Below are 26,723 nucleotides of genomic sequence, written 5' to 3' on the forward strand. Positions count from 1 at the left end.
CGGATTCCCTACGCGACCGAGAGAATCGCTACCCGACCGAGAGAATCGTCCGGTTGGACGGCTCGGTGGGGACCGTCAGGCCGAGGACGACGGCGAGCTCCGGGGCGGCGGCGTCGCGCAGCGGCGCCAGCGCGGCGAACTGGGCGCGGACCGTCGGGCCGCGGGTGGCGCCGCCGGCCAGCACCAGGGCGTTGATCTTCTCCCAGCTCAGGTCGTTGCGAGCCAGCATGGCCGAGCAGCTCTCGATGGCCGGGGCCATGACGGGCTCGACCAGGTCCCGTAACTGCGCGGGCGTGAGGCTGAGCTCCAACAGGAGGTCCGGCAGGAAGACGTCCGCCGCCCGGCCTTCGGACAGCTCCTCGCGGAGCATCCGAGCGGCGTCGCGCAGGTAGAGGGCGCGGCGCCGTTCCGCCTCGCCGTCGGCGTCCTCGATCTGGTAGCGGTCGCGCAGCCGCGCGACGATCGCCGTGTCGAGGGCGCGGCCGCCCGCCGCGTCGTCGCCCACCTGGTCGAGCACGTTGGCCACACCCCGGTCGGCCGAGACGAGGGCGGCGTCGAACGTTCCGCCGCCGATGTCGATGACGACCCAGGTGCCGTCCTCGGGTCGCGGCCCGAGTGCGGACCGGGCGGCGGCGGCCGCCTCGTCGACGATCGTGACGGTTTCGGGGGCGAAGCCGGCGTTCTCCCCGACCTCGAGCAGCGCGGCGCGCTGGTCAGCCGAGAAGCAGACCGGCGCGGACAGCACGAGCCGGTCGAATCCGCGTCCGGCCTGGCGGCGGGCCAGCCGGGCGGCGTGCAGCACTGGCTGGGCGGCGGCCTCGACCGGAGCGAACGGATGCCCACCGACCAGCCTCGGCTCGTCCTGGCCGAGCTCCCGCTTGACGTCGCTCCAGTACCAGTCGGGGCGGCCGATGCGGCGCGACCGCGCCGCGTCCCCGACGAGCCAGCGCCCGTCGGAGGAACGGGCGACGGCCGTCGGGAACCAGGCCAGCTGCGTCGCCGGCACCCGGACGACGACCGGGGCGCCGCCGTCGGAAGTCGTGTAGGCGGCCCGGGTCCAGGTCGTGCCCAGATCCACGGCCAACAGCCATTCGCGCGCCATTCCGGTCCGTCCTCTCGCCGGTTCGTCCCCATCGAGGAACGGCATCGAGTCCTGGACAACCCCATCGGTAGCCCCGCGCATACCTTGTTTGTCCCGGCCGCCGTGGGCCCTGGCCCGGGTTACGGGGCGGCGTCGTCATGATTACCACAGACGTCGGGAAAGGCGAACGCCCACCGTGACCGAACCGCCCAGAAGAGGCGGTCGACCCACTCGGACACCTGCCACGGCCCCGCGGCTCTCCGGTCAGGCGGTGGCCCGCGTCCGTAGCTCGAACTTGACGACCTTGCCGGTGGCGTTCATGGGGAGGGCGTCGACGACCTCGACCCGGCGGGGGACCTTGTAGTTCGCCATCCGGGCGCGGCTCCAGGCGATGACCTCCGCCGGGTCGACGGCCGCGCCGGCGCGCGGGACGACGAACGCCACCCCGACCTCGCCGAGCCGGTCGTCGGGGACGCCGACGACGGCGACCTGGGCGAGGTCGCCGCGTTCCAGCAAAGCGGCCTCGATCTCGGCGGGGTAGGCGTTGAAGCCGCCGACGATGAACATGTCCTTCTTGCGGTCGGTGATCGTGACGTTGCCGGCCTCGTCCTGGATCCCGATGTCGCCGGAATGCAGCCAGCCGTCGGCGTCGATGGCCTCCGCCGTCGCCTCCGGGTTGTCGAAGTAGCCCTTCATGACGTTGTAGCCGCGGATGACGATCTCGCCGGGGGAGCCCGGTGGCAGCGGGGTGCCGGCGTCGTCGACGACGCGGACCTCGACGCCGGGGATCGCCCGGCCGGAGGTGCGCGCGACGATCTCCGGGTCGTCGTCGTGGCGGCACATCGTCGCCGTCCCGGTCGTCTCGGTCAGGCCGTAGCCGGTGACGACCGTGCGCAGGCCGAGCTCCGAGCGCAGCCGGCGGACCAGCTCGACCGGCACCACCGCGGCGCCGGTGACGGCGAGCCGCCAGCTCGACAGGTCGTAGCCGGTCAGGTCGCTGTTCAGGATCGTCTGGTAGATCGCCGGCGGGCCGGGCAACATCGTCACCCGCTCCTCGGTGACCTTCTTCATCACGGACGGCACGTCGAAGACCGGGTGCGGCAGCAGTGTGGCGCCCGCCAGGAGACAGGCGAGCATCCCGGACTTCAGCCCGGCGGTGTGGAAGAACGGGTAGACGAGCAGGTAACGGTCGCCACGGCGCAGGCCGACGACGTCCGACCAGGCCGTGTAGACGCGGGTCGACGCGCCGTGGGTGAGCATCGCGCCCTTGGGCGCGCCGGTGGTGCCGGAGGTGAAGACGATGTCGCAGACGTCGTCGCCGTCGAGCGCCGCCGTGCGAGCGGTGACGGTGGCGGCGAGCGCGCCGTCCGGGTCGAGCTCGGCGCGGGCGAGGAACTCGTCCCACCCCGTCGCGCCGGGGCGGGCAGGCGCCGCGAGCAGCACGATCTCGTCGAGCGCGTCGAGATCGTCGCGGTGCTTGGCGAGCATCGCGAGGTAGTCGGTGTCGAGGAAGCCGTCGACGAGGAACGCCAGCCGCGCGCCCGAGGTGCGCAGCACCCGCGCCGCCTCCTGGCCCTTGAAGCGCGAGTTGATCGGTACCAGGACCGCGCCCGCGCGGTAGACGCCAAGGGCGACCCGCACCCAGGCCGCGCCGTTCGGCGCCCAGACCGAGACCCGGTCACCGGYCCGCACTCCGCTGGCGACGAGCGCCCGGGCCACGGCGGCCGTTTGGGCGTCGAGGTCGGCGAAGCTCAGGCGCTCCTCGCCGTCGACGACGGCCTCGGCGGTGGGCCAGCTGGCCGCCGCCCTGGCGAGCGCGGCGGGGATCGTCGCGGGCACCCGCTCCGTGGCCTCCGAGGCCTCCGGGTCCGCCGTCGTGCCAACCGCCTCGTCCATCTGCCGCCCCTTCGCCGTCGAGAAGGCACCCGTCATGAGCGCATCGGCTGCGCCGAGCTCGTAGATTATATAAGGTATGCAATATCGATTGGCGGATCGACATCTGTCGTCGATATTTGACCAATCGCTTGCTTGGGAAGCGAACCGATGGCGTACTGATCGGTGGTGCGCCGTGCGACGGCGGCTGCGCCCGCGATCCGTTGAACCGATGGCCTACGAGTGAACCGATGACCTGCGAGGTGCTTGATGCCGGATGCGACCGCCCCGCTGGCCGGGGTACGCGTGGTCGACGTGTCGATGCTCGGYCCGGGCGCGCTGACGACCCATCTGGCCGACCTCGGCGCGGACGTCATCAAGGTGGAGCCACCGGGCGGCGAGTACGTCCGCAGGATGGTCTGGCCGTTCATCCACGGCGTGTCACTGCTGCACTGGCACATCTCCCGGGGCAAGCGCTCGATCGAGCTCGACCTGCGCACCGACGCGGGCATCGAGGTCTTCAGGGAGCTCGTGCGCGGCGCCGACGCCGTCGTCGAGGCGATGCGGCCGGGGGCGCTCGACCGGCGTGGGCTCGGCTTCGCCGCGCTGCGCGAGATCAACCCGAAGATCGTCATGTGCTCCATCTCCGGCTACGGCGCCTCCGGCCCGTACCGCGACCTGCCGAGCCACGGCATCGCCTACGACACCTGGGCGGGTGTCGTGAAGCCGGCGGTCGACGATGACGGGTTCACCTACCTGCCGGAGCACGCCTCGATCGGCATCCACGCCGGCCCGCTGTTCGGCGCGTTCGCGCTCGTCGCGGCGGTGCTCGCGGCGCGCGAGACCGGGCAGGGGTCGCACGTCGAGGTCGGCCAGGCCGATGCCGCCGCCGCGATGGACTGGCTGCGCAGCGAGAGCTGGCGCGCCTACGAGCGGCCCGAGGACGAGGTGACCGGCAACCCGGTCGACAACTACGAGCGGCGCACCCCGGGAACCGCCGGCATGGAGGACGGGGTCCGCTACCAGATCTATCCCTCGGCGGACGGCCACATCCTGTTCATGGCCTCCGAGCGCAAGTTCTGGCGGAACTTCTGTGAGGGCGTCGGCCGGCTCGACCTCTTCGAGCGCCGCCCCGGGGCCGAGTTCGCCGACCACGCCCGCGGCGACACCGAGACACGCGTCGAGCTTGTCAAGATCTTCGCCACCCGGACGACGGCGGAGTGGATCCGGTTCGCGGGCGAGCACAACACGACGATCGCGCCGGTGAACACCCCAAAGTCGATCATGGAGGACCCGCAGTTCCGGGACCGGTTGCCCTGGCTGCCCGCGTCGAAGTTCGTCATCGACCAGCTGCCGTTCCCGGTCCGCTTCGACGGCCGCAACCCGGAGCCACAGGGGCCGGCGCCGTCGCCCGGTGAGGACTCCGCCGAGGTGCTCGCGGGCGTCCTCGGCTACGACGAGGCGAAGGTGGCGAGCCTGCGCGCGGCCGGCGCCTTCGGCAAGGTGGCCGACGCGGACGGCGGCGCCGACGCCGACGCGGGCGGAGCGGCGTGACGGCCGTCATTCACTTATGATATTTTATACAAAATCTTGATCAGCTGGCTGGGCTGACCGACGTAAGGGGCGGGCAATGGGGTTGCTCGACGGCAAGGTCGCGATCGTCACCGGTGCCGGGCACGGTATCGGCCGTGGCCACGCCCTGGAACTGGCCAAGCAGGGCGCGAAGGTCGTCGTCAACGACCTCGGCGGCTCGGTGYGCGGCGAGGGCGCCGGCCGAGCGGCCGACGAGACCGTCGCGCTGATCGAGAAGCGTGGCGGCACGGCCGTCACCGACTACTCCGACGTCGGTGACGCCGAGCAGTGCGGCGAGCTCGTCCAGCGGGCCGTCAGTACCTTCGGCAAGCTCGACATCCTGGTGAACAACGCCGGCATCGTGCGCGACGCGGTGATCTGGAACATGCCGCCGGAGGACTTCGACGCGGTCATCCGGGTCCACCTGCGCGGCACCTGGGCCACCTCCCACCACGCGGTGAAGTACTGGCGAGCGGTGGCGAAGTCCTCGGGCGGCAAGGTCGCCGGCCGGATCATCAACACCACCTCCGGCGCGGGCCTGGGCGGCAACTTCGGCCAGTCCGGCTACGCCGCCGCCAAGGCGGCCATCGTCGGCCTCACTCTGACGCTCGCGCTGGAGCTGCAGCGCACCGGCGTCACCGTGAACGCGGTCGGCCCCGCCGGCCTCACCCGGATCACCGCCACCATCCCCGGCATGGGGGAGGCGTTCGAGCCGGACGAGGTTCCCGACGGCGAGTTCCATCCGATGGACCCGTCGAACAGCTCCCCGCTGGTCGCCTGGCTCGCCAGCGACGAGGCCGACCATGTGACCGGCCAGGTCATCCGGGTCATCGACGACCGGATCATCTGGATGCGCGGCTGGACGGAGCGGGCGACCGTCGCCTCCGGCGGCAAGCGGTGGGACGCGACGAAGCTCGGTGAGATCCTCGCGCAGGACGTGTTCGAGACCCGGGGCGCCGGCCTGCGCTTCGCCCAGTCCTGACGCCATGGCGGTCGACCTCACCGAGCTGTTACGGCCGGCGCACACGGTCCTGCTCACCCAGGAGTGCCAGAACGGCGTCATCGGCACGCCCAGCTCCCTGCCGGCGCTCGCCGAGGTGGCACGCGCGTCGGGAATGATCGCCAACGTCGCGCGGCTGGCCGCCGGCGCCAGGGCCGCGGGCGCCGGCGTGCTGCACTGCATCGCGGCGCGCCGGCCCGACGGGCTGGGCGCCAGCACCAACGCCCGGCTGTTCCTCGGCACGGAGAAGTCGCCGGTCAGGCAGCTGCTCGGCACCCCGGCGGTCCAGGTGCTCGACGAGATCGGGCAGGAGCCGTCCGACCTGGTCTCGGTCCGGCTGCACGGCGTCTCGCCCGCCGGGGGCACCGACGTCGGCGCGCTGCTGACCAACCTCGGGGCGAGGACCGTTGTTATCGTCGGGGTGTCGACCAACGTCGCCATCCCGGCGGGGGTCTTCGACCTGGTGAACCTGGGCTACCAGGTCGTCGTCCCGCGCGACGCGATCGCTGGCTTCCCGATGGAGTACCGCGACATCCTGATTCGCAACTCGCTGTCGTTGTGCGCCACCATCGTCACGACCGACGACGTCCTGGCCGCGTGGGAGAAGGACGCCGCCGGCTGAGCGGTGTCGCGGCGGCGGACCTCCCGGCCACGGAACGCGAAGTTGACGTCAGAGTCAAAATCTTCTAGCGTGAGATGGCCCACGGGCCAGCTGGTGACCTTCCCGTGGCGAGCGAGTAACGACTGGAGGACGCATGACAGCGCTGAAGGCCGGCGCCCGGCTGCGGGATGACGCGACCGGGACGGAGGCGGTCGTCGTCCGGATCTCGGCGGAGTCGAGCCTCGAACTGCGCCCGGGCGGCCCGGTCTCGCTGGGCAAGCGTTACACCTGCGCGGTGTGCGACGCGCAGGTGCTCATAGCCAAGGCGGGCGCGGGAGAGCCGGTATGTCACGGCGAGGCGATGTCCATCGCGCAGGCCAAGCCGCTGCCGTCGTCCGACTGATTCCGCCGTCTGACTGATTCCTGATTCTCCCCGGCACGGAGCCGGCCGCCGCCGACTATTCGGCGGCGGCCTGGCCCGCGGGGGTCTCGGTGATCCGAAGGGCGTTCAGGAAAAGCTTTGCCAACTGTTCGACGCCCTCCTCGAACTCATAGTCGAACAGTTTTTGTACGAACCACATCTCGGCGAATCGGTTCATCATCGCGCCGAGTGCCGGCAGCGCCAGCTCCGGGTCCAGCGCCGGGTCGATGTGGCCGCGCTGCTGGAGCTGACGAATCATCCGCATGACCCGCGGGTTGCTCTCCTGCAGGTGCTCGTGGCGGGAGATGTTCAGCTCCCGGTCGTAACGGCAGACCAGCTCGATGACGCCGATGATGCGGGCCTCGGCCTGGTAGTTACGCAGGAACTGGCGGCTGCCCTGGCGGATCCGGTCGGCGGGGGAGGCCGTCGAGGTCGCGTCGAAGACGACGGTGGACAGCGGCGACTGGAGCAGGTCGGCGAGATCCATCGCGACCTCGCGGAAGATCTGCTCCTTGGAGTCGAAGTAATGGTAGAAGGAGCCGTGTGACAGGCTGGCGCGCTCGGCGATGTCGGAGATTCGCGCGTCGAGGAATCCGTCCTCCTCGAACACGGCCTTCGCCGCCCTGACCAGCCGCGCCCTGGTCGCGGCGCCCTTGCGGGAGCGCGGCCCCCCGGTCTTCTCCCGGTCCGCCGGCGCTGCCGTGGACACGTCATCCGTGGACGTCACGGTTATCCTCCACGAAATTCCTCCCACCGACGGTGTGGGACGAGTCTACCGGTGGATTGTCATTGACGTCGACGTTAAAATTAAATTGGGCGTGTCGATCCCGCCAGTACCGACCGGCCGGACTGGCCGGTCGGATGCGTGCCCATCGGTACGGCGAGATCGCCGGCCGCCCGGGACGGGTCGCCGGCCGCCGCCGGGCGCCAGCCATACCAGGTACCCAGTACTCCAGTTTCACCATGGCCACCGGGGCCCCGGCTATGCGGGCCTCGCGCCAACTATGTCAGGGAGAGTCGACATGTCGTTATTCGACGCGTTCCGCTACGACGGCAAGCACGTGTTGGTGGTAGGTGGCGCCACCGGTATGGGCGCGGCCGCCGCCGAGCTCGCGCTCGCCGCCGGCGCCGAGGTCACCGTCCTGGACATCGCCGAGATCACCGTGCCCGGTGTCAAGGCCGTCCCCGTCGACCTGCGCGACCCGGCGTCGATCGACGCGGCGCTCGGCACCCTCGGCGGCCCGGTCCACGCGGTGCTGTGCGCCGCCGGGGTCGCCGACGGCACGCCGGGCATCGAGAAGACCAACTTCCTCGGCCACCGCTACCTGCTCGAGAAGCTGCTCGCCGCGGACAGGCTGCCGCGCGGCTCGGCCATCGGCTTCATCTCGTCGGCCGCCGGGCTTGGCTGGGAGCGCAGCCTCGACGAGCTGAAGGAGTACCTGGCCATCGCCGACCTCGAGGAGGCGTCGGCGTGGGCGATCGAGCGCAAGCACGCGGACTACATGTGGAGCAAACAGGCCGTCTGCGCCTACGTCGCGACCCAGGCGCTGCCGCTGCTCAAGCGCGGCATCCGGATCAACGCGATCTGCCCCGGGCCGACCGACACGCCGCTGGCGCGGGCGAACGCCGAGACCTGGCTCGGGTTCGGCGCCGGCTACCGGGCCGAGGTCGGCATCGAGGCGGCCACCCCGCTGGAGCAGGGCTACCCGCTGGTCTTCCTGTGCTCCGACGCGGCCGCCGGGATCAGCGGCATCACACTGATCACCGACGCCGGCCACTTCGCCGCGGGCAACACCGAGACGTGGCCGGCGGACACGGGGGCCGTCCGCTTCCTGCTGGGCAAGTTTTGAGCCCCGCGCATGACCTCGGCACGACCGGTGACCTCGTCGGTGACGTCGCTGGCCGGCCGGCGCCGGGCGGCCCGCCCCCGCTGACGGGCGCGGTCTCGGCCGCCGACGTGCCGGGCATCCCGGGTGCCCGGCACGTGCGGCACGTGGCCCCGGAGGAACACGTCTTCGCGCCGATCCGGGTCTTCGTGCGCCGCGTCGGCGACGAGTTGCACGGTTCGATTCCGATGGTGCCCGAGCTGTACGTGCCGGGAACGACCTGCGTGCGGATGGCGGCGCTGGCCATCTGGACGGACTACCTCGGTGGGCGACTGTCCATCGGCGTGCTGGCGCCGCGGGTGCCCGTCACGCTCGACCTCGGCGTGGAGCTCAACACCCGTTCCTGGGAGACGCCCGAGATCCGGGTGACCGGTCGGCTGGTCAAGTCGGGGCGCTCGGTCGTCGTCATCGCGACCGACTTCCGGCGCCCCGACGGGACGCCGCTGGCGCTGGGCACGGCGGCGTTCATGACGGCGGGGGATCCGTCGCTGGTCATGCCGCCGCTGCGCTGGGAGGACGAGGACGAGACGCTGCGCTTCCCGCGCCCGCCGCTGCGCGGCCCACTGGCCGAGCACGCCGGCTGCGAGGTGCGCGCGCCGGGGGTCGCCGCGGTGGCGCGCACGGAGAACGGGCTCAACTCGTCGGACACCGTCAACGGCGGGCTGATCGCACTCGCAGCCGAGGAGGCGGCCCTGTCGCTCACCCCCGGGGTGCCACTTTCCTCGATGCTGCTGCGGTTCCTGAGCCCGGTGCGGCGGGGGCCCGCGGTCGCGACGGCGCGGGTGTCTGACGGCCTCGGAGTGGTGGAGGTACGCGACGCCGGGGCCGAGGACCGGCTCGCGGTCCACGCGGTGACGCGGAGCTTCCCTGACATCAGCAGTATGTGAATGCCCACTCCGGTGCCGAGGCAGCCGCCTGCCTCGGCACCGGCGGGTTCACGTGGGTGTCAGAGGCGGTAGAGCTTGCGGGCGTTCTCGCCGAGGATCTTGGCCTTCGCCTCGGGCGAGATCGTGTTCATCTTGTCCGCGACGGCCTCGAGCGGGGCGGGGTAGAGGCAGGTCGGGTGCGGGAAGTCGGTCTCGAACAGGATGCGGTCCTCGCCGACGGCCTCGACGAGCGCCGCCAGCTTGCCCTGGTTCTTCTCGAACCAGAATGTCGCGTAAATGTTGCTCCTGAAGTACTCCGACGGCGGCTTCTTCATCGCGGCCAGCTGGCGGGGAGCATTCTCGCTCATCTCGTAGTCGAGCGTCTCGAGAATGAACGGAATCCAGCCGACGCCGCTTTCCACCGACACGGTCTGTAGGTCGGGGTGCCGGTCGAATATGCCGGAGAGGATTAGGTTCGTCACCACCCGCGCATTGCCGATGAACAGCAGCGTGCCGCCGATGGCGAGCTTGGTGTTGGCGTCGTGTGACGGCCACGGGTACTTGCCGTAGAACGTCATGCCGGTGACGCTCGCGCCGATGTGGAAGTGCACCGGCAGCTGGAGCTCGGTGCAGGCCTCCCAGAAGGGGTCCCAGGCCGGGTCCCCGAGGTCGGGGGAGCCGAGGTCCTGCGGGTCCGAGGTCATGTTCACGCCGCGCGCGCCCAGCGCGGCCACCCGGCGCGCCTCGGTGACGCAGAAGTCGATGTCCCAGGCCGGCATCAGCGGGAGCGGGAGCAGCCGGTTGCCGGACTGCTCCTGGATCTCGGCCATCTCGTCGTTGTAGATCTGGATGGTCAGCTTCGTGAGCTCCGGGTCGGCGGACGTGCCCAGGTCCTGGCCGCCGAGGCCGATCGTGCTGGGAAAAATGATCTGGGCGTCGATGCCAAGGTCGTCCAGGACGCCGATGCGGACCTTGGGGTCGTGCGCACCCAGGTGGATCTGGTCGAATGTCCAGTGGAACAGGGCCTTGTCGGCTTCTTCCTTGCTGCCGTCCCGGGCGATGACGCCACCGGGGCTGAAGTGCCCCATAGGGTGACCGTCCATGACCCAGGTCGGCACACCGTTCACGTCACGTGGCTGGGGTACCCGGTCCTTGTAGGCGGCGGGCGCTCGGCTGGTGAAAAGATCGGCTCGTTCGGACCAGTGGGAGTCGGCGTCTACGATAAATAAGCCGTCCTTCGACATAGACGTCAATGCTAGATTTTCCCCATGGCATACGCAACCGTAGACGGTTTATCGATCTCCTATGAGATCGTCGGCTCGGGCGACGGTCAGGCATGGGCGATCACTCCGGGTGGCCGTTACAGTAAGGACACGCCCGGTATCCGTGAGCTGGCCACGGCACTCGCCGAGGGAACCGGCGGGCGGGCCCTGATCTGGGACCGTCCCAACACCGGCGCCTCGGATGTGTGTTTTACCGGCGAATCCGAATCCCAGATGCAGGCCGATGCCTTGGGCGGGCTGATCCGTCAGCTCGGGCTCGGGCAGACGATCATCGCCGGCGGCTCCGGCGGCTCCCGGGTCTCGATGCTGACCGCGGCCCGCCACCGCGACATCGCCGCAGGGCTGGCGATCTGGTGGATCAGCGGCGGTATCTACGGGCTGATGAGCCTCGGCGTGCACTACTGCTCCGGTTCGTTCGTCGCGGCGTGGAACGGTGGCATGGAGGCCGTTGCCGCGCTGCCCGAGTGGGCCGAGGTCATCGAGGCCAACCCGGGCAACCGCCAGCGCATCCTCGACCAGGACCGGCAGACGTTCATGGCCACCCTGGAGCGCTGGATGGCGGTCTACTGCCCCGACGACAAGGCGCTGGTCCCCGGCCTGTCGGACGCGGAGGCCGCCAAGCTCGACCTGCCCACGCTGGTGCTGCGCAGCGGTGCGAGCGACATCCACCACCGCCGCGAGACGTCCGAGAAGATCGCCGCCGCGCTGCCGAACGCCCTGCTGCGCGAGCCCCCGTGGGGCGACACCGAGTGGGCCGACCGGCACACCCCCGAGGCGGCCAAGGAGGGCCTGTTCGCCCGCTGGCCGCTGCTCGCGCCGTCGCTGCTCGAGTGGTGGCGCGAGGCCTCCGCCTGAGCGGCCCACCGGTACCCGTGGGCCGGCCCCGTCGCGGGCCGGCCCACAGGCCGGTCGTCTCACCTCTCCTCGGGGCGGCCCGGCGGCGGACTGGCGATCAGTCGCTGCTCGATAAGTAGGCATTTACTCTCTTTGTGGTTTTCGGGACGGGGTGTGCGATGGCGGCGCCGGTGCGGGTGGGAGTACTGGACGACCTCGCGGACGGGCCGCCGAGCCCGACGGACCTCACCCGCTGGCTGCGCCTCGTCGCCGACGAGGCGGTCGCCGGCGGCCGGCTCGACCGGGACGTCGAGCTCGTCCCCGCGTATGGCCTGGGCCTGCCGTCCGGTACGGCGGCGGCCGTCGAACGGGCCTTCGCCCGGCTCGTCGACGAGGATGTGCTGCTGGTCGTCGGACCGGCGATCGGTGACAACGCGTTGGTCGCCGCCCCGCTGGCCGAGCACCACCGGATCGCGACGATCAACTGGGCCGGGACGGAGCGGGCCCGCGGCGAGTGGATGTTCCACCTGCAGGTCGGCTCGCACGAGGACGAGGGCGTCGTGCTGGCCCAGCGCCTGGCCGCGCTCGGCGCCCGGCGCCTCGGCGTCGTCCACGACCGGTCGCCGATCGGGCGGCGCTACCTGCGGTTCCTGTCCGCCCAGGCGGACCTGCTAGGCCTCGCCGTCACGGCGACCGCGGTGCTGCCGCCGCTCGCCGAGGACGTCACGGCGCAGGTCGGGCAGGTCCTCGGCGCCGGTGTCGACGCGCTCGTCTACCTGGGGCTGGGGCGGACGGCTTCCGCGACGGGTCTCGCCGCGGCGGCGGCCGGCTGGGACGGCCCGCGGGTGATGAACTCGGCCGGCATGTTCGGCCGCCAGCCCGGCGTCGCCCAGGCGATCGACGGCTGGACGTACATCGACATGTACTCCGACGACAACGCGACGCTCGCCGCGCTGCGCCACCGCCTCGGCGTCCCGCCGGAGCGCTCGGCGGCCGTCGCCAAGGGCTTCGACCTGGGCCGGCTCGTCGTCGAGGGCATCGCCCGCGCTCCCGAGCTGACCCGCGCCGGCGTCCGTGAGGGCCTGGAACAGATCAAGTGGGTCCCGGCGGCCGAGGGTCACGAGGGCACCCTGCTCTCCTTCGGCCAGCACGACCGCGGCGCCCTGCACGGCCGCTACCTCGTCCTGCGCCAGTGGTCGGGCGGCGAATCCGTCGAGGTGCGCTGACCGGCGCCGGCTCCGGCTCCGCCCGCGCCTCGGTGGATGACGCTGGGTGTTGGCCGACGTGCCGCGTCAGCGGCTCTCGTAGCGGGCGCGGGCGAGGGCCGTCGCGGTGTGCGCGGCCTGCTCGAAGGGCTCGAGGGTTCCGGCGGCACGGCACAGGACGTGGGCGCCTTCGAGAAGCATGAGCAGGGCGGTGGCCAGGCCGGCCGCCTCGTCGGGCGGAAGCCCAGCCGCCGCCATCCGCTCGGCCAGCGTCCGGGTCCACGACGCGAAGATGCTGGCGGCGGTGCGCCGGAGGTTCGTGTCGCCAGGCTCCCCCTCACCATCGGCGACGCTGATTGCCGCGACCGCACAGCCACCGCCCGTCGCCGAGGCGGCCAGCACGGGCCGGACGGCGTCGAGGAACGCCGTGACCACGACGAGCGGGTCGCCTGCCGGCAGCGCGGCCAGACCGGTGCGCACGTCCTCGCCGTTGCGCGTCGCCGCCTCGGCGACGAGCTGCGCCTTGCCGCCGGGAAAGTGGTGGTAGATCGCGCCGCGGGCGGCGCCGCTGTCACGGAGAACGTCGGTGAACGACATCCCGGCCACACCGCGGCGCTGCAGCGCCTGGACTGTCGCGTCGACCATCCGGCCACGGGTGTCGGCCACAACGCACCTCCGCACGCCTTGACTAGTACGACCATCCTAGTGCAGGGTAATCGCTAGTACGTACGTACTAGCAACCGAAGCGGAGACCTTCATGCCCATCACCGTCACCGCCCCGCGCGGCGAACTCACCGAGACCGGCGAGCGCCAGATCCTCCCGCTGCTGACCGAGGCCCTGATGGCGGCCAGCGAGGCGACCGGCAATCCGTTCTTCACCAGCATCGTCGGCGGTACCGTCCATGTCCTGGACCCCCAGGACATCTATGCCGGCGGCGTCCATCGCCGGCTCGTGATGGTGGAGCTCAAGCTGCCGAACATCGGCCTGCCCGACCCCGCCAGCCGAGCCGCGTTCATCGCCGCGGCGACCGACATCGTCGACGACCTGACTGTGGACGGCCACGGCCGCGACGACACCTGGGTCAACATCCTCAACGCCCCCGACGGCGGCTGGGGTATCGGCGGCGTCGCCTACACCGGCGACGCCCTCGTCACCGCGGCCACCCGGTCCGCCCTGCTCGCCTGACGCCACCCCAGGAGATCGCCGTGCACGTGTTGTCAGCGTCGCGATCGCAGCGAAATCCCGACGCTGACAACACGTCGGTGCCGATCAAGGTGGTTGGCTGAGGACGCTAGGTCGATTTCTCGCCGGGGTTTCTGAGGCGCCGCGTTTGGAGAAGTCGTTGGCGCGTTGGCGCGTTGGCGCGTCGCGCCCGGGACCCGAGGACGGCCTGGTTCATGCCACGGACGATTGCTCGACGGTTGCGGGCCAGACGCGCGCAGCGTTGACGTTCTTCGTCGTTGCTTGGCTTGTGCGGCGCGCCGGCGTCGATGGCCGACGTCGCCGCGCTGGAGACCTTGTGGATCGTCGCACGGAAGACTTCGCCGCCGAGGATCTGACCGAGCAGGACCGGCCCGCCACGAGCCGGCGCGTGATCGGCCGTCGCGGTGTGATCGCCGGCCTGGCCGCCGCACCCGTCCTCGCCGCCGCATCCGCCTCTGCCGCCGCTGCCGCCGGGGCGGGCAGCGGGCAGGGCAAGCCCGGGCGGCCTGCGACCCTGGTGATCGGGCACCGCGGCGCGTCCGGCTACCGGCCAGAGCACACCCTTGCCTCGTACGAACTGGCCGCCCGGCTGGGCGCCGACTTCGTCGAGCCGGACCTCGTCGCCACCAAGGACGGCCACCTCGTCTGCCGGCACGAGCCCGACATCGGCGGCACGACCAACGTCGCCGACCACCCCGAGTTCGCCGCCCGCAAGGTGACGAAGACGCTCGACGGCGTCGCCCTGACCGGCTGGTTCACCGAGGACTTCACGCTCGCCGAGCTCAAGACGCTGCGCGCCAAGGAGCGGATCCCGGACGTCCGCCAGCACAACACGCTCTACAACGGCCGCTTCGAGATCCCGACGCTGATCGAGGTGCTCGACCTGCGGGGGCGCCTGTCGGCGGAGCTCGGCCGGGAGATCGGCGTCTACCCGGAGACCAAGCACCCGACCTACTTCCAGAAGGCCGGGCTCGCGCTGGAGAAGCGGCTGCTGGACACGCTGGTCCGCTACGGCCTCAACGACAAGAACGCGCCCGTGTTCGTGCAGTCCTTCGAGACGAAGAACCTGGGCCAGCTGCGCAAGCTCGGCCTGAAGGCCCGCGCCGTGCAGCTGCTCAGCGCCGCCGGCGCCCCGTTCGACCTGGTCGACGCCGGCGACCCGCGCACCTACGCGGACCTGATCACCCCGGCCGGCCTGAAGACGATCGCGACGTACGCGAACGGCATCGGGCCCGACAAGAACCAGATCATCCCGCGGGACGCCAGCGGCAACCTCGGCACCCCGACCACGCTCGTCGCCGACGCGCACAAGGCCGGTCTCGTCCTGCACCCGTACACGTTCCGCGCCGAGAACAGCTTCCTGCCCACCGACTACCGCGTCGGCACGGTGGCCAGCGACTACGGCCGGGCCATCGACGAGCAGGTGACCTTCCTCAGGACCGGCATCGACGGCCTGTTCACCGACAACACCGACGTCGGCATCCTCGCCCGCGCCGCTTTCCTGGGCGGCTGACCGCCCTCGGCACGCACCAGCACGATGGCGGCCGGCCGGGACCAACCACCGGACTCCCGGCCGGCGCACCATCCGTCCTGCGGCGCAGCCCGTCCGCCGCGAGCGCCGCGGTGACCACGTGGTTGGAGGCCCGGGAGCAGAAGTCGTCCCCGGCCGCCGACATCCGGTCAAGGCGCACATTTGTTGGTTCGTGCAGGGGAGTACGCCCCGCGGGCGTCTCGGCGGGCCGTCCGGGCGTGCGCCTGTCAGGAATCCGTGTTCCCGGTCTGCGTATCCCCTGTGTCGGCCTCCCCGAGCAGTTTGAGCAGGGCATTCCACACCCCCGGCCGTTTAATGGCCTTGTCGAGTGCCCCATGGAATGCGTAGTAGGCCGTCACGTCGGCTCGCGAGCGTCGCTCGCTGGCTCTTCTCGGCTTCGCTACCCAGCGGACGTACACCGACCGAACCTCTGCCGTCTGCTCCTCCCACTGCGACCAGGCGTCCGCGCGGCTGAGCGCCTCAAACAACTCGTCCGGAACCAGGTCCCGATCATCCGCCACGACGATGATGCTCCCACCGAACCGCCCTGGCGTGTCCGGAGGTTCTGATGTTCCGGGGCATTTCAGAACTTGACCCGTGGGTTCGCCGCCAGAGAGCCGCGGATCGACTTCTCCATCTGATCGTCTGGTGGGAAAACCGTAGCAGCGCGCCAGGCCGCACCCAAGATCCCATCAGATCGCTGGGCCGTTCATGATCTGGTGAGATCCTCGGAGTCCCAGCTCCGAAAATCCCACCGGATCACCGGCAGCTTCTCGCCGTGCGATCGTCGGGGACTCTGGCTTCAGGGCCGGTGGCTGGCGAGTGGTGGAATGCTGGTGGGACACGAGCCGGGACGCGTCGGCTTGCAGTGTTCGGCTGCAGGGGGCAGGTGGAGCAKGGCCTGACGGCGGTAGAGCTGGCCGGTGGTGGCGGGCTGTCGACCAGCGAGATTGTCAGCCTGATCTTATTTTGCGAAATGGCCGGGCGCTCCGGGGATGGTGACGCGGTCGAAGCTGAGCGACCTGCTCCGGCACCACCGACCGGGCGGGACCGCCGCGCTCCCGATTCCACCCGCCCGCCCGGGCAGTACTCGAGTTTCGTGGCTGTACGCGAGCCAGTGCCCGGCCGGGCTGGAAACATCGAACCAGTCAGCGGGCCCGGGGCAGGTGGCGGGTGTGGGTGAAGGTGCCCTTGCCGAAGGCGAGGATCTTCGTCGGCCGGACCGCGAAGACGAGCGCCAGGCCACCGGCCTCGTGGTGGAAGCCGTCGTCGGCGACGTCGAACTTCCAGCTGCCGTCCCACCTGGTCCGCCAGGCCGCGGCGAGCCGGGTGAGGGATGCCCGGTCGGTGACGCGGACCGCCTCGCCCTCGACCACCACGTCGAGCCCCTGGTCCCAGGCGTCGCTGCCGGTGGTCAGCACGACGTTGGGGTTCGTGGCGAGATTGATCGCCTTCTGCTCCGTCGGGCCGGTGGTGAAGTGAAGCGCCTCGTCGAGCCACACCGCGACCAGTGGCGTGACGTGCGGTCGCCCGTCGCCCCGCACGGTCGAGATCCAGCTGATCTGGGCCGCCTCGAGCACGGCCCGGGCCGCGGCCCAGGTGGTGGGCTGGCTGTCGGGATCGCTGAACCGCTCGTCGAGCTGGGTCACCGGGTCATCCATCGTTACTCCGATCGTCGGTGGTTGGCTTGTCCGGCCTGGCGGAGCCGGGGAACGCGTCGGCCACGATGCGGTCGATCTCGGCCGCGGCGGACAGATCCTGGCTGAACCGGTTCCGCATCACCGCCACGGCCACGCCCGAGTCGAGGTCGGCGTACGCCGCCGAGCCGTTCGACCCGACCATGCCGAAGGTCGATCCGGGCCGCGAGCTGGCGCCGCCTGGCCGGTAGGGGCTGAACCCGAACGTCCAGGTGGTGGGCACCTCCATGACCTCGTCCCACCCCTCGTGGCTGAGCGTCGCCATGGCCGCGAGGCGCGCCGGCGACACCAGGGCGACGCCCTCCACGTCGCCGAGCAGGGCGGCGTAGACGCGCGCCGCCCCACGGGCGGTCATGGTGCCGGTGGAGACGAGGTCGGCCGTGAGCACGTCGCGGCGGTTGGCGAGGTCCGCGTCGGGCCGGATGGCCGGTGGAACCGCCCGGTCGGCCGGCGAGCCCGGCTCCGGCGAGCCCGGCTCCGGCGGCGGTCCGGTAGGCCGGTGCTGGTGCGCGACTCGGACCAGCAGGGCCTCGGGGACGCCGAAGTGCACGTCGTCCTCGATCCCGAGCGGCGTCGTGACCGCCTCGCGCAGCCACCACGACAGTGGGCGACCCGAGGCGCGGCGGACGGTCTCGCCGAGCAGGAAGCCGAAGGTCTGGGCGTGGTAGCCGAACCGCGCGCCGGGCACCCACCACGGCTCGGAGCCGGCCAGCGCGGCGCACATGTGGTTCCAGTCGCACAACTGCTCGACGGTCGTGTCGTACGGCGGCGCCGGCACGCCCACCGTGTGCAGCAGCACGTGTCGCAGTGTCGCGTCCCGCTTGCCGTGGGCACCGAACTCGGGCCAGACCTCGGCGATCCGCAGGTCGTCGGTGAGCACGCCCCGCTCGACGAGCACGTGCGCCACCGCGGATGCCACCCCCTTGGCGGTGGAGRCCGCGTAGAACAACGTGTCGGGCCGGACCGGGAGCCGCCGCCCGGCGTCGCGCTGACCAGCCACCGCGTCGACGACCAGCTGACCGTGCCGCACGACGGCCACCTGCAGCCCCACCTCCGCGCCGTCCCGGACCATCCGGTCGATCGCGGCCTGCACGCGTGCCTGGAGGTTGTTCGCGCTCATGCGCTCGTCCATACCCGTTGGACTGGCATGGCCGGTACGACTCATCGGTCGAGTCAGCCGTCGGTGAAGGAAGCTGATGGCCCGCCGCCACGGCATACGGCTGGCTTAGGGTCGGCGTATGGCCGCCACGGAGCCCGGGGAGACGCCTTCGCCGGAAGCCGAGCTTCACCGGAACCGGGCGCGGGCCGAGTCGTTCGGCGCCGACGCCGAGAAGTACGACCGGTCCCGCCCCCGGTATCCCGAGGAGCTGGTGAGCCGGATCGTCGCGGGCAGCCCGGGTCCCGACGTCGTCGACGTCGGCTGCGGGACCGGTATCGCCGCGCGGCAGTTCCTGGCCGCTGGCTGCCGGGTCCTCGGGGTCGAGGTCGACGCACGGATGGCTGGCGTGGCGCGGCGGCACGGTGTCGACGTCGAGGTGGCTCCGTTCGAGGCGTGGGACCCGGCCGGTCGGTCGTTCGACGCGGTGATCTCCGGACAGGCCTGGCACTGGGTGGACCCCGTCGCGGGCGCGGCGAAGGCCGCGGGGCTGCTGCGGCCGGGCGGCCGACTGGCCGTGTTCTGGAACCTGGGCCGACCGTCCACCGACGTGGCGGAGGAGCTCTCGGCGGTCTATCGGCGGGTGGCCCCGGAGCTCGAAGGCGGCCACCTGACCGGTCCCGCCGCCGGTGGTCCCGCGACGGCGGTGGGCAGGGCGGCCGACGGCATCCGGCGTGCGGGGGCGTTCGACGACCCCGAGGCATGGCGGTTCGACTGGGAGCGGCGCTACACCCGCGACGAGTGGCTCGACCAGCTGCCGACCCACAGCGACCACAGGCTCCTTTCGCCAGAAAGGCTCGCCGCGCTGCTCCCCGCCATCGGCGCGGCGATCGACGCCCTGGGCGGCGCCTTCACGATGGGCTTCACCACGGCCGTCGCGACCGCCACACGCGCCACCGGCGCCTGAGCGACCGGCGCCGGAACAGTCCGGCACCGGAGGACGACAGGCGCCGGAGAACGACAGGGCGGCGAGGCTTCGCCCCTTGGCCGGCGCGCCGGGATTACCTACCGGGCCGCGTCGTCGCGTCGGGCACGGACGATCGAGTCGTGGGTTGGGCCGTTGCCCCGGCGCTCGGCCGCCCGGGGGCGGATCTCGGCGGTCTCGATGACCCAGCCGGGGCCGAGGCCGGCGGCGATGTCGGCGGCGTCCCAGGCGACCTCCGCGAGGTGCGGGTCGGGGGCCGCGGGGCCTGCCTCACCGACCCCGCCAGGAGGCTGGGGAGCCGATCCTTCTCGCTCGTGCTCGTGCTCGTGCTCGTGGCCGTGCCCGTGGCCGGCGACGTGGCCGTGGCCGCCGTCGCCCGGGGCGTGGCCGACGAGGAGGAGGGTGCCGCCGGGGGCGACGGCGTCGGCGAGGTGGGCGAACAGGGTGCGCCGCTGCGCCGGCGGCAGGCACAGGTAGTGGGCGGTGACCAGGTCGAAGGTGGAGGGGGCCGGCTCGACGGCCAGGTCGGCCTGGACCCAGGTGATGGCGTGGCCGAGCCGGGCGGCTCGGGACTCGGCGCGCTCCAGGGCGGCGCTCGACAGGTCGACGGCGGTGACCTTCCAGCCGCCGGCGGCGAGCCAGCAGGCATCCGCGCCCGTGCCGGCGCCGGCGTCGAGTGCCGTGCCGGGCAGCAGGCCGGCGGCCGTCGCGGCCAGCGTCGGGCTCGGGTCGTCGCTGTCGGGGTGTGCGGCCGAACGCGCCCGGTGCCGCTCGCTCCAGGCCTGCTCGCTGAAGACCCGCTGGTAGCGGTACGCCTCCACGGCGACGCGGGTGTCCTCGGCGATGAGGTCGGCGTTGAGCGCCGCGGCGGTCGTGACGCCCGAGGCGGCCGACGAGATGACCTGTGCCTGGACGTCGGCGACGTTGCCCACCACCCACACCCCGGGCACCGAGGTGGCGCCGGCCGGGGCCGCCTCGATGCGGTCGCCGACGAGCAGCTCGCCGATGCGCGCCTCGGTCGGCCGCAGGCCCAGCGGCGCGAGCAGGTCGGCGCGGGCGGTGAGCCGCGACGCGACCGTCACCGCCTGGCGGGGGACGACCTCGCCGGAGCGCAGCCGGACGCCGACGAGCCGGTCGTCGGCCACCTCCAGCGCGGCAACCTCGCCCTCGACGACGGCGATGCCGCGGGCGGCGAGCTGCTCGGCCTGCTCCTCGGCGAGGTCGGGCGCGGTGTGGCGGAACAGGACCACGTCCGGGGTCCACTGCCGCCACATCAGCGCCTGGTGGACCGCGAGCTCGCTGGTCGCGAGCACGCCGACCGCCTGGTCGCGGACCTCCCAGCCGTGGCAGTACGGGCAGTGCAGGACGTCGCGGCCCCACCGCTCGGCGAGGCCGGGCACGTCGGGCAGCTCGTCGACGAGGCCGGTCGCGACGAGCAGCCGCCGGGCCCGTGCCGTCCGGCCGTCAGCGAGCGAGACCCGGAAGAGCGGACCGGCACCCTCGCCCACACCGCCCTCGTCGTCGAGGTGTTCGGCGGCGGTGACCGTCGCGGTGACGACCTCGCCGCCGTAGCCGGCGACCTCGGCACGGCCGATGGCGAGCAGCTCGCGCGGAGGTGTGCCCTCCCGGCCCAGGTAGTTGTGCACGTGCCCGGCGCGGGCGTTGCGTGGCTCGGCCGCGTCGACGACCAGCACCGAGCGCCGCGCCCGCGACAGGGTGAGCGCCGCGGAGAGCCCCGCCGGGCCGCCACCCACGACGACGACGTCGTACTGCCGCTCGTCGGCCGTCCCCGCCTCGACCGCCGGGACCTGGCTGGTCTCGATCGTCATGTGCTCCTCCTCGGATCCGCGGCGACGCGGGCGGGTCGCCGTCACTGGCCAGCGCTGGCCGGCTCTGCCGTCAGCCAGCACCGTCGTCGACGCCGCTGGCGCGGACGTCCCGCGCCCGCCATCGGACTGTCCGGTATCGAGGTGGGATTTGACAAACAACGTTGCCAGGATGGCAAACTTCCGGCGTGACGAACCGTGGGGAGCCGGGCGTGCGGACGGGGAAGGCCGACGGGCCGAGGAAGGCCGACGGACCGAGGACGGACGTGCCAGGGATGTTGGACGCCCCGGACACCTGGGCGCCGGACGACGACGAGATGGATCTCGACGGGGTGCTCGCGGCGGTGGGCCCGCGGCTGCGCGCGCTGCGCCAGGAGCGCGACCTGACGCTGCCGAGGCTGTCGAAGGCGACCGGGATCTCGGTCAGCACGCTGTCGCGGCTGGAGTCCGGCCAGCGCAAACTGACTTTGGAGCTGCTGCTACCGCTGGCTCGGGCCTACCGGGTCCCGCTCGACGAGCTGGTCGGTCATCCGCAGACAGCGGACCCGCGCATCCACCCGCGACCGTTCGTGCGGAACGGGATGACGGTCATCCCACTGTCCCGCCGGCCCGGCGGCCTACAGGCATTCAAGATGATCATCCCGGCCCACTGGCCCCCTTATGAGCCGGAACAGAAGGTCCATGAGGGCTACGACTGGCTCTACGTCCTGTCCGGGCGGCTGCGCCTGCAGCTCGGCGAGCACGACCTCGTGCTGGCCGCCGGCGAGGTGGCGGAGTTCGACACCCGCGTCCCGCACGCCTTCAGCAACCCGACCCCTCGCCCCGCCGAGATTCTCAGCCTCGTCGGACCCCAGGGCGAACGCGTCCACATCCGCGCCCGGTCCACCCCGTCGCATAGCGCTCGTGACGCATAGCGTTCCTGACATACAGCGTTCCTGACGTACAGCGTTCCCGCTGCCTGGTTCCGTCGCGAAGCCGTTTCTCCTGTGGGCGTCCGGTTCGGCGGGCACGCGCGGCGGCTGGTTGCCAGTCCCCCTGCCCCTGGCAACCAGCCGATGGTTCCGCGAATGACGAGTCGTGAGCGGTCAGACCAACACGAACTCGTTGCTCCTGCTGTGCGAGACGGTGTTGTTGCTGACGCCGACCAGCCTGGCCTTGTAGCGGTAGACATGCCCGCGGGCGCCGGTCGGGACCGGGACGGTGAACACCTGCTGGGTGACGAAGTTCCCGGCGAGGCCACCCGGCACCCAGGTGGTCGGCGAGAACTCCTGTGCCAGCGTGAACTGGCTGAGCGCGGGGGCGCCCGTGGTTTCGGCGACGGCGTCCAGGTAGAGCGTGTAGTTCGCGCCGCTGTTGCCGAGGACGTTGCCGGCCACTCCCTCGACGAAGAGGTAGAACTGCGCGGCCGCGGGAGAGCCCGGAGCGGCGGTGTTCGGCTCGCCGTCCTCGACGGCGGGGGCGGCGCTGACCGACGCGGTGAATACCCGGGTCAGCTCCGCGTCATTTGCTTCTGGCATTTTTCTGCCCTTTCATGGTGGAGAACCGATGGTCTCGACAATGAGAGGGATCCGCGGTCTTCCCTGATACATCGGGATCGGTTTTTCTCTGCCACCTCCGAACATTTTTCGCACGGTCAGGGAAGCAATACCCTGCCGACTCCCTGGACCACGGGCGCGTTGCTTACCAGATACTGCGCCGCCGTCTGGCCATCCACCTGCGCCGCCGACATGCGGGCCGCGGTCAACCCCGCGAGGATCGGCGTGGCGAAGGAGGTGCCGGACCACCTGGCGAGGCCGGTCGTGAAGTTCCTGACCTGCCCCCGTGAGCTTGTCTCGGTGGTCGTGTAGGTCCCGGTCGGGAAGGCGTTCACGAGTTCCGTCCCGGGCGCGAGGACGTCGACCCACGAGCCGTAGTTGCTGTAGGGGGCGCGCTGAGACTGCGCCGCGTCCAGCGCGCCGACGGCGAACACCGGGTCGAAGGCGGCCGGGTAGAACCGCTCGCAGCTGGCGTTGTTCCCGGCCGCCGCGATTAGTGCCAGGCCTCCGACCGCGGGGAGGTAGTCGTTCTGGAACCACTGCAGGACCAGCGGCAGCGTCCCGTTCAGGACCGTCGTGCCGGCCGAGAGGCTGATGACGTCCGGCTGGTCGAGGGCGATGAGGTCCACCAGCTCCGGGATGAGATCGGTCTCGAAGGCGGTGCCCACGGGGCTGAAGATGTCCCGCACGATCACCGTGGCCATCGGCGCCACGCGTCTCAGGACACCCGCGATGAACGTCCCGTGCCCGGAATAGGGACGCAGGACGTGCGGCCCCGAGCGCGGGATCTCGATCCGGGTGTCGACATCGCCCGTCAGCCCCTGCAGCCAGGAATAGGTGGTGGACGCGGTCGGGTCCAGTCCCGTATCGGGGATCAGAACGCGCACGCCGTCGCCGGCGGTGGGATCCGCCGCGGGCGGGGGCCAGGGAGGGCTCCCGACGGGTGGGACCTCGGGCTCACTCGCCGGGCAGAAGCCACCAACCGTGATCGACAGCAGGTAGTCCGGCGCCGCGACGCCGATCCCGAGCCGCTCGGTGACCTGCGCCAGCGCTCCCTCGACCGGACGGTCGATCCGGACGAGATGGAGTCCGTCGACGACGCCCCGGACGCGCCGCTCGCGTTCGCGCGCGAGGTCGCGGTTGGTGTCGACCAGGTCGAGCACCTGAAGGACCCGGTCGACGTAGTCGTCCCGGACGACGAGGTGCTCCTCGCGATAGAAGGTGTCCACCCCGTCGTCTCCCCATCCCGCGGGCTGGTTGACCTGCGCCCCGTGATAGGCGATGACCAGTCCGGCCTGCCGGATCTGCTGGAGGGTCGGCGGGCGGCGGTCGCGCCGGCGCCGGCGCGCCGCACGTCGATCTTCGTCCTGAGGTGGGCCGCCGGGGCCGCCGCCGCGGGCTGGCCGGGGGCCTGGCTCCTGGGCTGGTGGTTCGTCGCGTGATGTCATGTGGGCTTAGCTCCCTTTCGGCCAATGACGTGGTGGTCGTGTGGATTGGTCTTAAGGTTGATGGCATGGGGGGAACGGGGCGGAGCCGTCCATGGCGGGCTCGACGCCCTCCTGACTGATGGGCGGGCCCGTCCACGGCGATACCGCCACTGATCACGCCGCGCTGCTGGCGCTCGCGTTGTCCCGGCCCCTCGACGCGGTGGCGGCGGCGTCAAGGTGGCTCGACACCTCCGCGGACCCGTGCGCGCTTTCCGTCGCCCACCAGACGCTCGGGATCGTGGCGCGCGACAGCGGTCGGGCTGACGAGGCGGTCGCCGAGCTGCGCGCGGCGATGCGGTCGGCGCGGGCCTGCGGGGATCCCCGCCGCCTGGTCGACGTGCGGGCGACGATGGGGACGACCCTGGCGCTGAACGGCCATACCGCCGCCGGCCTCAGGCAGCTCGACGCGGCTGCCCGGCACAGCGACGGGCTGCTCGGCGGTCAGGTCCTGATGCGGCGCGGCGCGGTGCTCGGCGTTCTCGGGCGCCATGACGAGGCGCTGCGCGACCTGGGACGGGCGACGACGTTGCTGCGCGCCGCGGGTGACCCCATGTGGGAGGGACGGTGCCGCACCCACCGTGGCATGTCCTACCTCGCCCTCGGTCAGACAGACAGGGCCGAGCGGGACTTCGTGATCTCCGAACGACTGCTGACGGCCGCCGGCCAGGACCTGGAGATCGCCTGGTCGTGGCACAGCAGGGCACGGGTCGCCCAGCGCCGCGGCGAGCTGCCCACCGCGCTGCGCTTGCTCGACAGGGCCGCCGAGCGGTACGCCGCGCTGGCCACGTCCGAGCCCGAGCTCGCGATCGACCGGTGCAACGTGCTGCTGGCCGCAGGCCTGGCCGCCGACGCGCTGCGGGAGACCGACGGAGCCATCGCGGCCGCCGCCAAGGAGAACGTGCAGGTCACCCGCAAGGCGGAGCTGCTGTTCGCAGCGGCGACCGCGGCGCTCGCCGCGGCCAGCCCGGCGGTAGCCGCCCAGCGCGCCGCGGCGGCGCATGACCTGTTCCGCCAGCAGGCCCGGACCTGGTGGCAGCTGCGTGCGTCGTTCGTCCTGCTCAGCGCACAGCATGCGACCGGGGCCCGTGACGCGCGGCTGGCCACCCGCGCGGCGGACCTCGCGCACCGGCTCGGCGAGTTGCGGGCCGCCGAGGCCGCCCGGGCGTACCTGTTCGCCGGCCGGCTCGCGCTCGAAGGCGGCCGTGAGGCGGAGACCCTGCTCGGGCTCGCCGCGGGGTTCCGGCGTTCGGGCGCCGCGATCGACCGCGCCACCGGCTGGCTCGCGAAGGCGCTGTGGGCGAACGGCCGGGGCCAGGACCGGGAGACGCTGCTGGCCTGCGGCCGCGGCCTCGCCGCTGTCGAGGACCAGCTGCGCCACCTTGGCGCGCAGGAGCTGCGGGCGCATGCCACCGCCCACGGCGCCCAGCTGGCCGCCGTCGCGCAGCGGCTGGCGCTGCGCCGCCGCGACGCCCGGATGCTGTTGCGCTGGAGCGAGCGCTGGCGTGCCAGCGCCTTCGCGATGCCGGCTGCCCGCCCCCCTGACGATCCCCAGCTGACCGCGGATCTCGCCGCGCTGCGCGCTGTCGGGCAGGCGCTCGACGTGGCGCGGGAAAAAGGGCGGCCGACCGGCGGCCTGGATGGCCGACGGATCCGGCTGGAGGCGGCGATCCGCGCCCGCACCCGCCGGGTGGAGGCGGTCCGCTCGCCCATGAGCGGGCCCGGTCCCGCCCGCCCGTCGATCGCCGAGATCGTCGCGGCCCTTGGCGAGCTGCGCCTGCTGGAGATCATCGAGCTCGACGGGCTGCTGCACGTGGTGACCGTGGCCAACGGCCGAGTGCGGCTGCACCCGGCCGGTTCGGTGCGCGCGGCCGAGCGGGAGGTGCAGTTTGCGCGCTTCCTTCTCCGTCGACTGGCGCTGGGTCAGCCACCGCCCGGCTTCACCGGCCGGCTCGCGGCCGCCGGCCAGCTGCTCGAGGAGACCCTCCTCGGCGCCGCCGCCCGCGAGCTCGACGGTGGGCCGGTGCTCGTGGTGCCGCCCGGCAGCCTGCACGCGGTGCCCTGGTCCCTGCTCCCCAGCCTGCGGACGAGCGCGGTCCGGGTAGCCCCGTCGGCGACGGCCTGGCTCGCCGCGCACCGGGCCACCCCACCGCGGCGGCGCAGGGTCGCCCTCGTGGTCGGACCCGGGCTGGAGGGGACGGCCGCCGAGGTACGCCAGATCGCGACCGGCTACCCCGGCCCAGTCGTCCTGCGCGACGGCCAGGCGACGGCGGAGCGGACGCTGGCCCTGCTCGACGACGCCTGGCTGGCGCACGTGGCGGCGCATGGCACGTTCCGCGCGGACAGCCCACTGTTCTCGTCCTTGCGGCTCGACGACGGGCCGCTGACCGTCTACGACCTCGCTCGCCTGCGCCGCGCGCCGTACCAGCTGGTGCTCGCGAGCTGCGAGTCCGCAGTCGGGGTACCAGTCGGCGCCGACGAGCTGGTCGGCATGGTGGGTGCGCTCATCCCGAAGGGCACAGCGAGCCTGCTGGCCAGCGTCGTGCCGGTGAACGACGCGGCGACCGCCCCGCTCATGGTCGAGGTGCACGCGCGGCTGCGCGCCGGCGTCGACCTCGCACAGGCGCTGTCGGTCGCTCGTGCCGTGGCCGTCGACGATCCGGCGGGGCTCGCGGCGGGACTGGCGTTCGTGGCGCTCGGACGTTAGCCCGGTCGGAGGCGCGGCGGTGCGTCGCGGCCGGACC

At 72.1% G+C, this 26,723-nt stretch carries 25 protein-coding genes; 14 read left to right on the forward strand and 11 right to left on the reverse strand.

Translation table 11 applies throughout. The features are described from left to right. Window positions 1-28 precede the first annotated feature (28 nt). Window positions 29-1,102, reverse strand: coding sequence for an Hsp70 family protein (locus BCD49_RS08885; RefSeq protein ID WP_007508341.1), 1,074 nt, complete (start codon window positions 1,100-1,102; stop codon window positions 29-31). Between the two features lie 243 nt (window positions 1,103-1,345). Continuing rightward, entirely contained in the window at window positions 1,346-2,977 is a 1,632-nt protein-coding gene (locus tag BCD49_RS08890; RefSeq protein ID WP_071041380.1) for a FadD3 family acyl-CoA ligase, read from the reverse strand. A gap of 246 nt (window positions 2,978-3,223) precedes the next feature. On the opposite strand from BCD49_RS08890, the gene BCD49_RS08895 reads away from it, so the two are divergent. The 4 genes from BCD49_RS08895 (at window position 3,224) to BCD49_RS08910 (ending at window position 6,529) form a co-directional block, all read left to right on the forward strand. After that, complete coding sequence (locus BCD49_RS08895) at window positions 3,224-4,507, forward strand: CaiB/BaiF CoA transferase family protein (protein ID WP_007508338.1); 1,284 nt, start codon at window positions 3,224-3,226, stop codon at window positions 4,505-4,507. Window positions 4,508-4,583: 76 nt separating this feature from the next. Continuing rightward, entirely contained in the window at window positions 4,584-5,507 is a 924-nt protein-coding gene (locus tag BCD49_RS08900; RefSeq protein WP_071041381.1) for an SDR family NAD(P)-dependent oxidoreductase, read from the forward strand. Between the two features lie 4 nt (window positions 5,508-5,511). Next, entirely contained in the window at window positions 5,512-6,147 is a 636-nt protein-coding gene (locus BCD49_RS08905) for a cysteine hydrolase family protein (RefSeq protein WP_007508334.1), read from the forward strand. A gap of 133 nt (window positions 6,148-6,280) precedes the next feature. Next, complete coding sequence (locus tag BCD49_RS08910) at window positions 6,281-6,529, forward strand: hypothetical protein (protein ID WP_007508331.1); 249 nt, start codon at window positions 6,281-6,283, stop codon at window positions 6,527-6,529. A 55-nt stretch (window positions 6,530-6,584) separates the two neighbouring features. Here the strand turns inward: BCD49_RS08910 and BCD49_RS08915 are convergent, their stop codons facing one another. After that, complete coding sequence (locus tag BCD49_RS08915) at window positions 6,585-7,274, reverse strand: TetR/AcrR family transcriptional regulator (RefSeq protein WP_007508330.1); 690 nt, start codon at window positions 7,272-7,274, stop codon at window positions 6,585-6,587. Window positions 7,275-7,569: 295 nt separating this feature from the next. Between BCD49_RS08915 and BCD49_RS08920 the strand changes: the two genes are divergently transcribed. After that, entirely contained in the window at window positions 7,570-8,397 is an 828-nt protein-coding gene (locus BCD49_RS08920) for an SDR family oxidoreductase (protein ID WP_007508328.1), read from the forward strand. Next, window positions 8,394-9,320 (forward strand): hypothetical protein, encoded by a 927-nt coding sequence (locus tag BCD49_RS08925; RefSeq protein ID WP_007508326.1) that lies wholly within the window; start codon window positions 8,394-8,396, stop codon window positions 9,318-9,320. The genes BCD49_RS08920 and BCD49_RS08925 overlap by 4 nt, the downstream gene beginning before the upstream one ends. Window positions 9,321-9,379: 59 nt before the next feature. Here the strand turns inward: BCD49_RS08925 and BCD49_RS08930 are convergent, their stop codons facing one another. Then, window positions 9,380-10,543, reverse strand: a complete 1,164-nt coding sequence (locus tag BCD49_RS08930; RefSeq protein ID WP_007508325.1) for an amidohydrolase family protein — start codon at window positions 10,541-10,543, stop codon at window positions 9,380-9,382. 24 nt (window positions 10,544-10,567) lie between these two features. Here BCD49_RS08930 and BCD49_RS08935 point away from each other — a divergent pair, with 24 nt between their 5' ends. Together BCD49_RS08935 and BCD49_RS08940 are read left to right on the forward strand one after the other, a co-directional pair. After that, entirely contained in the window at window positions 10,568-11,437 is an 870-nt protein-coding gene (locus BCD49_RS08935; protein WP_007508323.1) for an alpha/beta fold hydrolase, read from the forward strand. Between the two features lie 158 nt (window positions 11,438-11,595). Next, entirely contained in the window at window positions 11,596-12,642 is a 1,047-nt protein-coding gene (locus BCD49_RS08940) for an ABC transporter substrate-binding protein (protein WP_007508321.1), read from the forward strand. A 66-nt stretch (window positions 12,643-12,708) separates the two neighbouring features. Here BCD49_RS08940 and BCD49_RS08945 read toward each other — a convergent pair whose 3' ends face one another. Further along, complete coding sequence (locus tag BCD49_RS08945; protein ID WP_007508319.1) at window positions 12,709-13,287, reverse strand: TetR/AcrR family transcriptional regulator; 579 nt, start codon at window positions 13,285-13,287, stop codon at window positions 12,709-12,711. A gap of 91 nt (window positions 13,288-13,378) precedes the next feature. Between BCD49_RS08945 and BCD49_RS08950 the strand changes: the two genes are divergently transcribed. Together BCD49_RS08950 and BCD49_RS08955 are read left to right on the forward strand one after the other, a co-directional pair. Further along, complete coding sequence (locus BCD49_RS08950) at window positions 13,379-13,807, forward strand: hypothetical protein (protein ID WP_007508317.1); 429 nt, start codon at window positions 13,379-13,381, stop codon at window positions 13,805-13,807. A gap of 409 nt (window positions 13,808-14,216) precedes the next feature. Then, window positions 14,217-15,338 carry a glycerophosphodiester phosphodiesterase gene (locus tag BCD49_RS08955; protein ID WP_035930381.1) on the forward strand — a complete coding sequence of 374 codons (1,122 nt, stop codon included), beginning with the start codon at window positions 14,217-14,219 and terminating at the stop codon, window positions 15,336-15,338. A gap of 245 nt (window positions 15,339-15,583) precedes the next feature. Here BCD49_RS08955 and BCD49_RS08960 read toward each other — a convergent pair whose 3' ends face one another. The 3 genes from BCD49_RS08960 to BCD49_RS08970 form a co-directional block, all read right to left on the reverse strand. Continuing rightward, window positions 15,584-15,877, reverse strand: a complete 294-nt coding sequence (locus BCD49_RS08960; protein ID WP_007508313.1) for a YdeI/OmpD-associated family protein — start codon at window positions 15,875-15,877, stop codon at window positions 15,584-15,586. Window positions 15,878-16,504: 627 nt separating this feature from the next. Continuing rightward, window positions 16,505-17,017, reverse strand: a complete 513-nt coding sequence (locus BCD49_RS08965; protein WP_007508311.1) for a pyridoxamine 5'-phosphate oxidase family protein — start codon at window positions 17,015-17,017, stop codon at window positions 16,505-16,507. Continuing rightward, on the reverse strand, window positions 17,010-18,173 hold the full coding sequence (locus BCD49_RS08970) for a serine hydrolase domain-containing protein (protein WP_083401362.1): 1,164 nt from the start codon (window positions 18,171-18,173) through the stop codon (window positions 17,010-17,012). The genes BCD49_RS08965 and BCD49_RS08970 overlap by 8 nt, the downstream gene beginning before the upstream one ends. Window positions 18,174-18,291: 118 nt before the next feature. Between BCD49_RS08970 and BCD49_RS08975 the strand changes: the two genes are divergently transcribed. Further along, entirely contained in the window at window positions 18,292-19,116 is an 825-nt protein-coding gene (locus BCD49_RS08975) for a class I SAM-dependent methyltransferase (RefSeq protein ID WP_007508307.1), read from the forward strand. Between the two features lie 98 nt (window positions 19,117-19,214). On the opposite strand, the gene BCD49_RS08980 is transcribed toward BCD49_RS08975, so the two are convergent. Then, complete coding sequence (locus BCD49_RS08980; protein WP_007508306.1) at window positions 19,215-20,963, reverse strand: bifunctional NAD(P)/FAD-dependent oxidoreductase/class I SAM-dependent methyltransferase; 1,749 nt, start codon at window positions 20,961-20,963, stop codon at window positions 19,215-19,217. Between the two features lie 272 nt (window positions 20,964-21,235). Between BCD49_RS08980 and BCD49_RS08985 the strand changes: the two genes are divergently transcribed. Then, window positions 21,236-21,874 carry a helix-turn-helix domain-containing protein gene (locus tag BCD49_RS08985; protein ID WP_051466425.1) on the forward strand — a complete coding sequence of 213 codons (639 nt, stop codon included), beginning with the start codon at window positions 21,236-21,238 and terminating at the stop codon, window positions 21,872-21,874. Window positions 21,875-22,045: 171 nt separating this feature from the next. Here the strand turns inward: BCD49_RS08985 and BCD49_RS08990 are convergent, their stop codons facing one another. Continuing rightward, complete coding sequence (locus BCD49_RS08990; RefSeq protein WP_007508302.1) at window positions 22,046-22,477, reverse strand: hypothetical protein; 432 nt, start codon at window positions 22,475-22,477, stop codon at window positions 22,046-22,048. A gap of 116 nt (window positions 22,478-22,593) precedes the next feature. Further along, entirely contained in the window at window positions 22,594-23,724 is a 1,131-nt protein-coding gene (locus BCD49_RS08995; RefSeq protein WP_027141117.1) for a S8/S53 family peptidase, read from the reverse strand. A 42-nt stretch (window positions 23,725-23,766) separates the two neighbouring features. On the opposite strand from BCD49_RS08995, the gene BCD49_RS43460 reads away from it, so the two are divergent. Continuing rightward, the gene (locus BCD49_RS43460) at window positions 23,767-23,937 is read left to right on the forward strand and encodes a hypothetical protein (RefSeq protein ID WP_157845281.1); all 171 of its coding nucleotides are present in this window, start codon (window positions 23,767-23,769) and stop codon (window positions 23,935-23,937) included. Window positions 23,938-24,061: 124 nt separating this feature from the next. Next, window positions 24,062-26,686, forward strand: a complete 2,625-nt coding sequence (locus tag BCD49_RS09000; protein ID WP_007508298.1) for a CHAT domain-containing protein — start codon at window positions 24,062-24,064, stop codon at window positions 26,684-26,686. The last annotated feature ends 37 nt before the right edge of the window (window positions 26,687-26,723 follow it).

It is taken from the genome of Pseudofrankia sp. EUN1h (genome assembly GCF_001854645.1).
GTDB lineage: Bacteria > Actinomycetota > Actinomycetes > Frankiales > Frankiaceae > Pseudofrankia > Pseudofrankia saprophytica.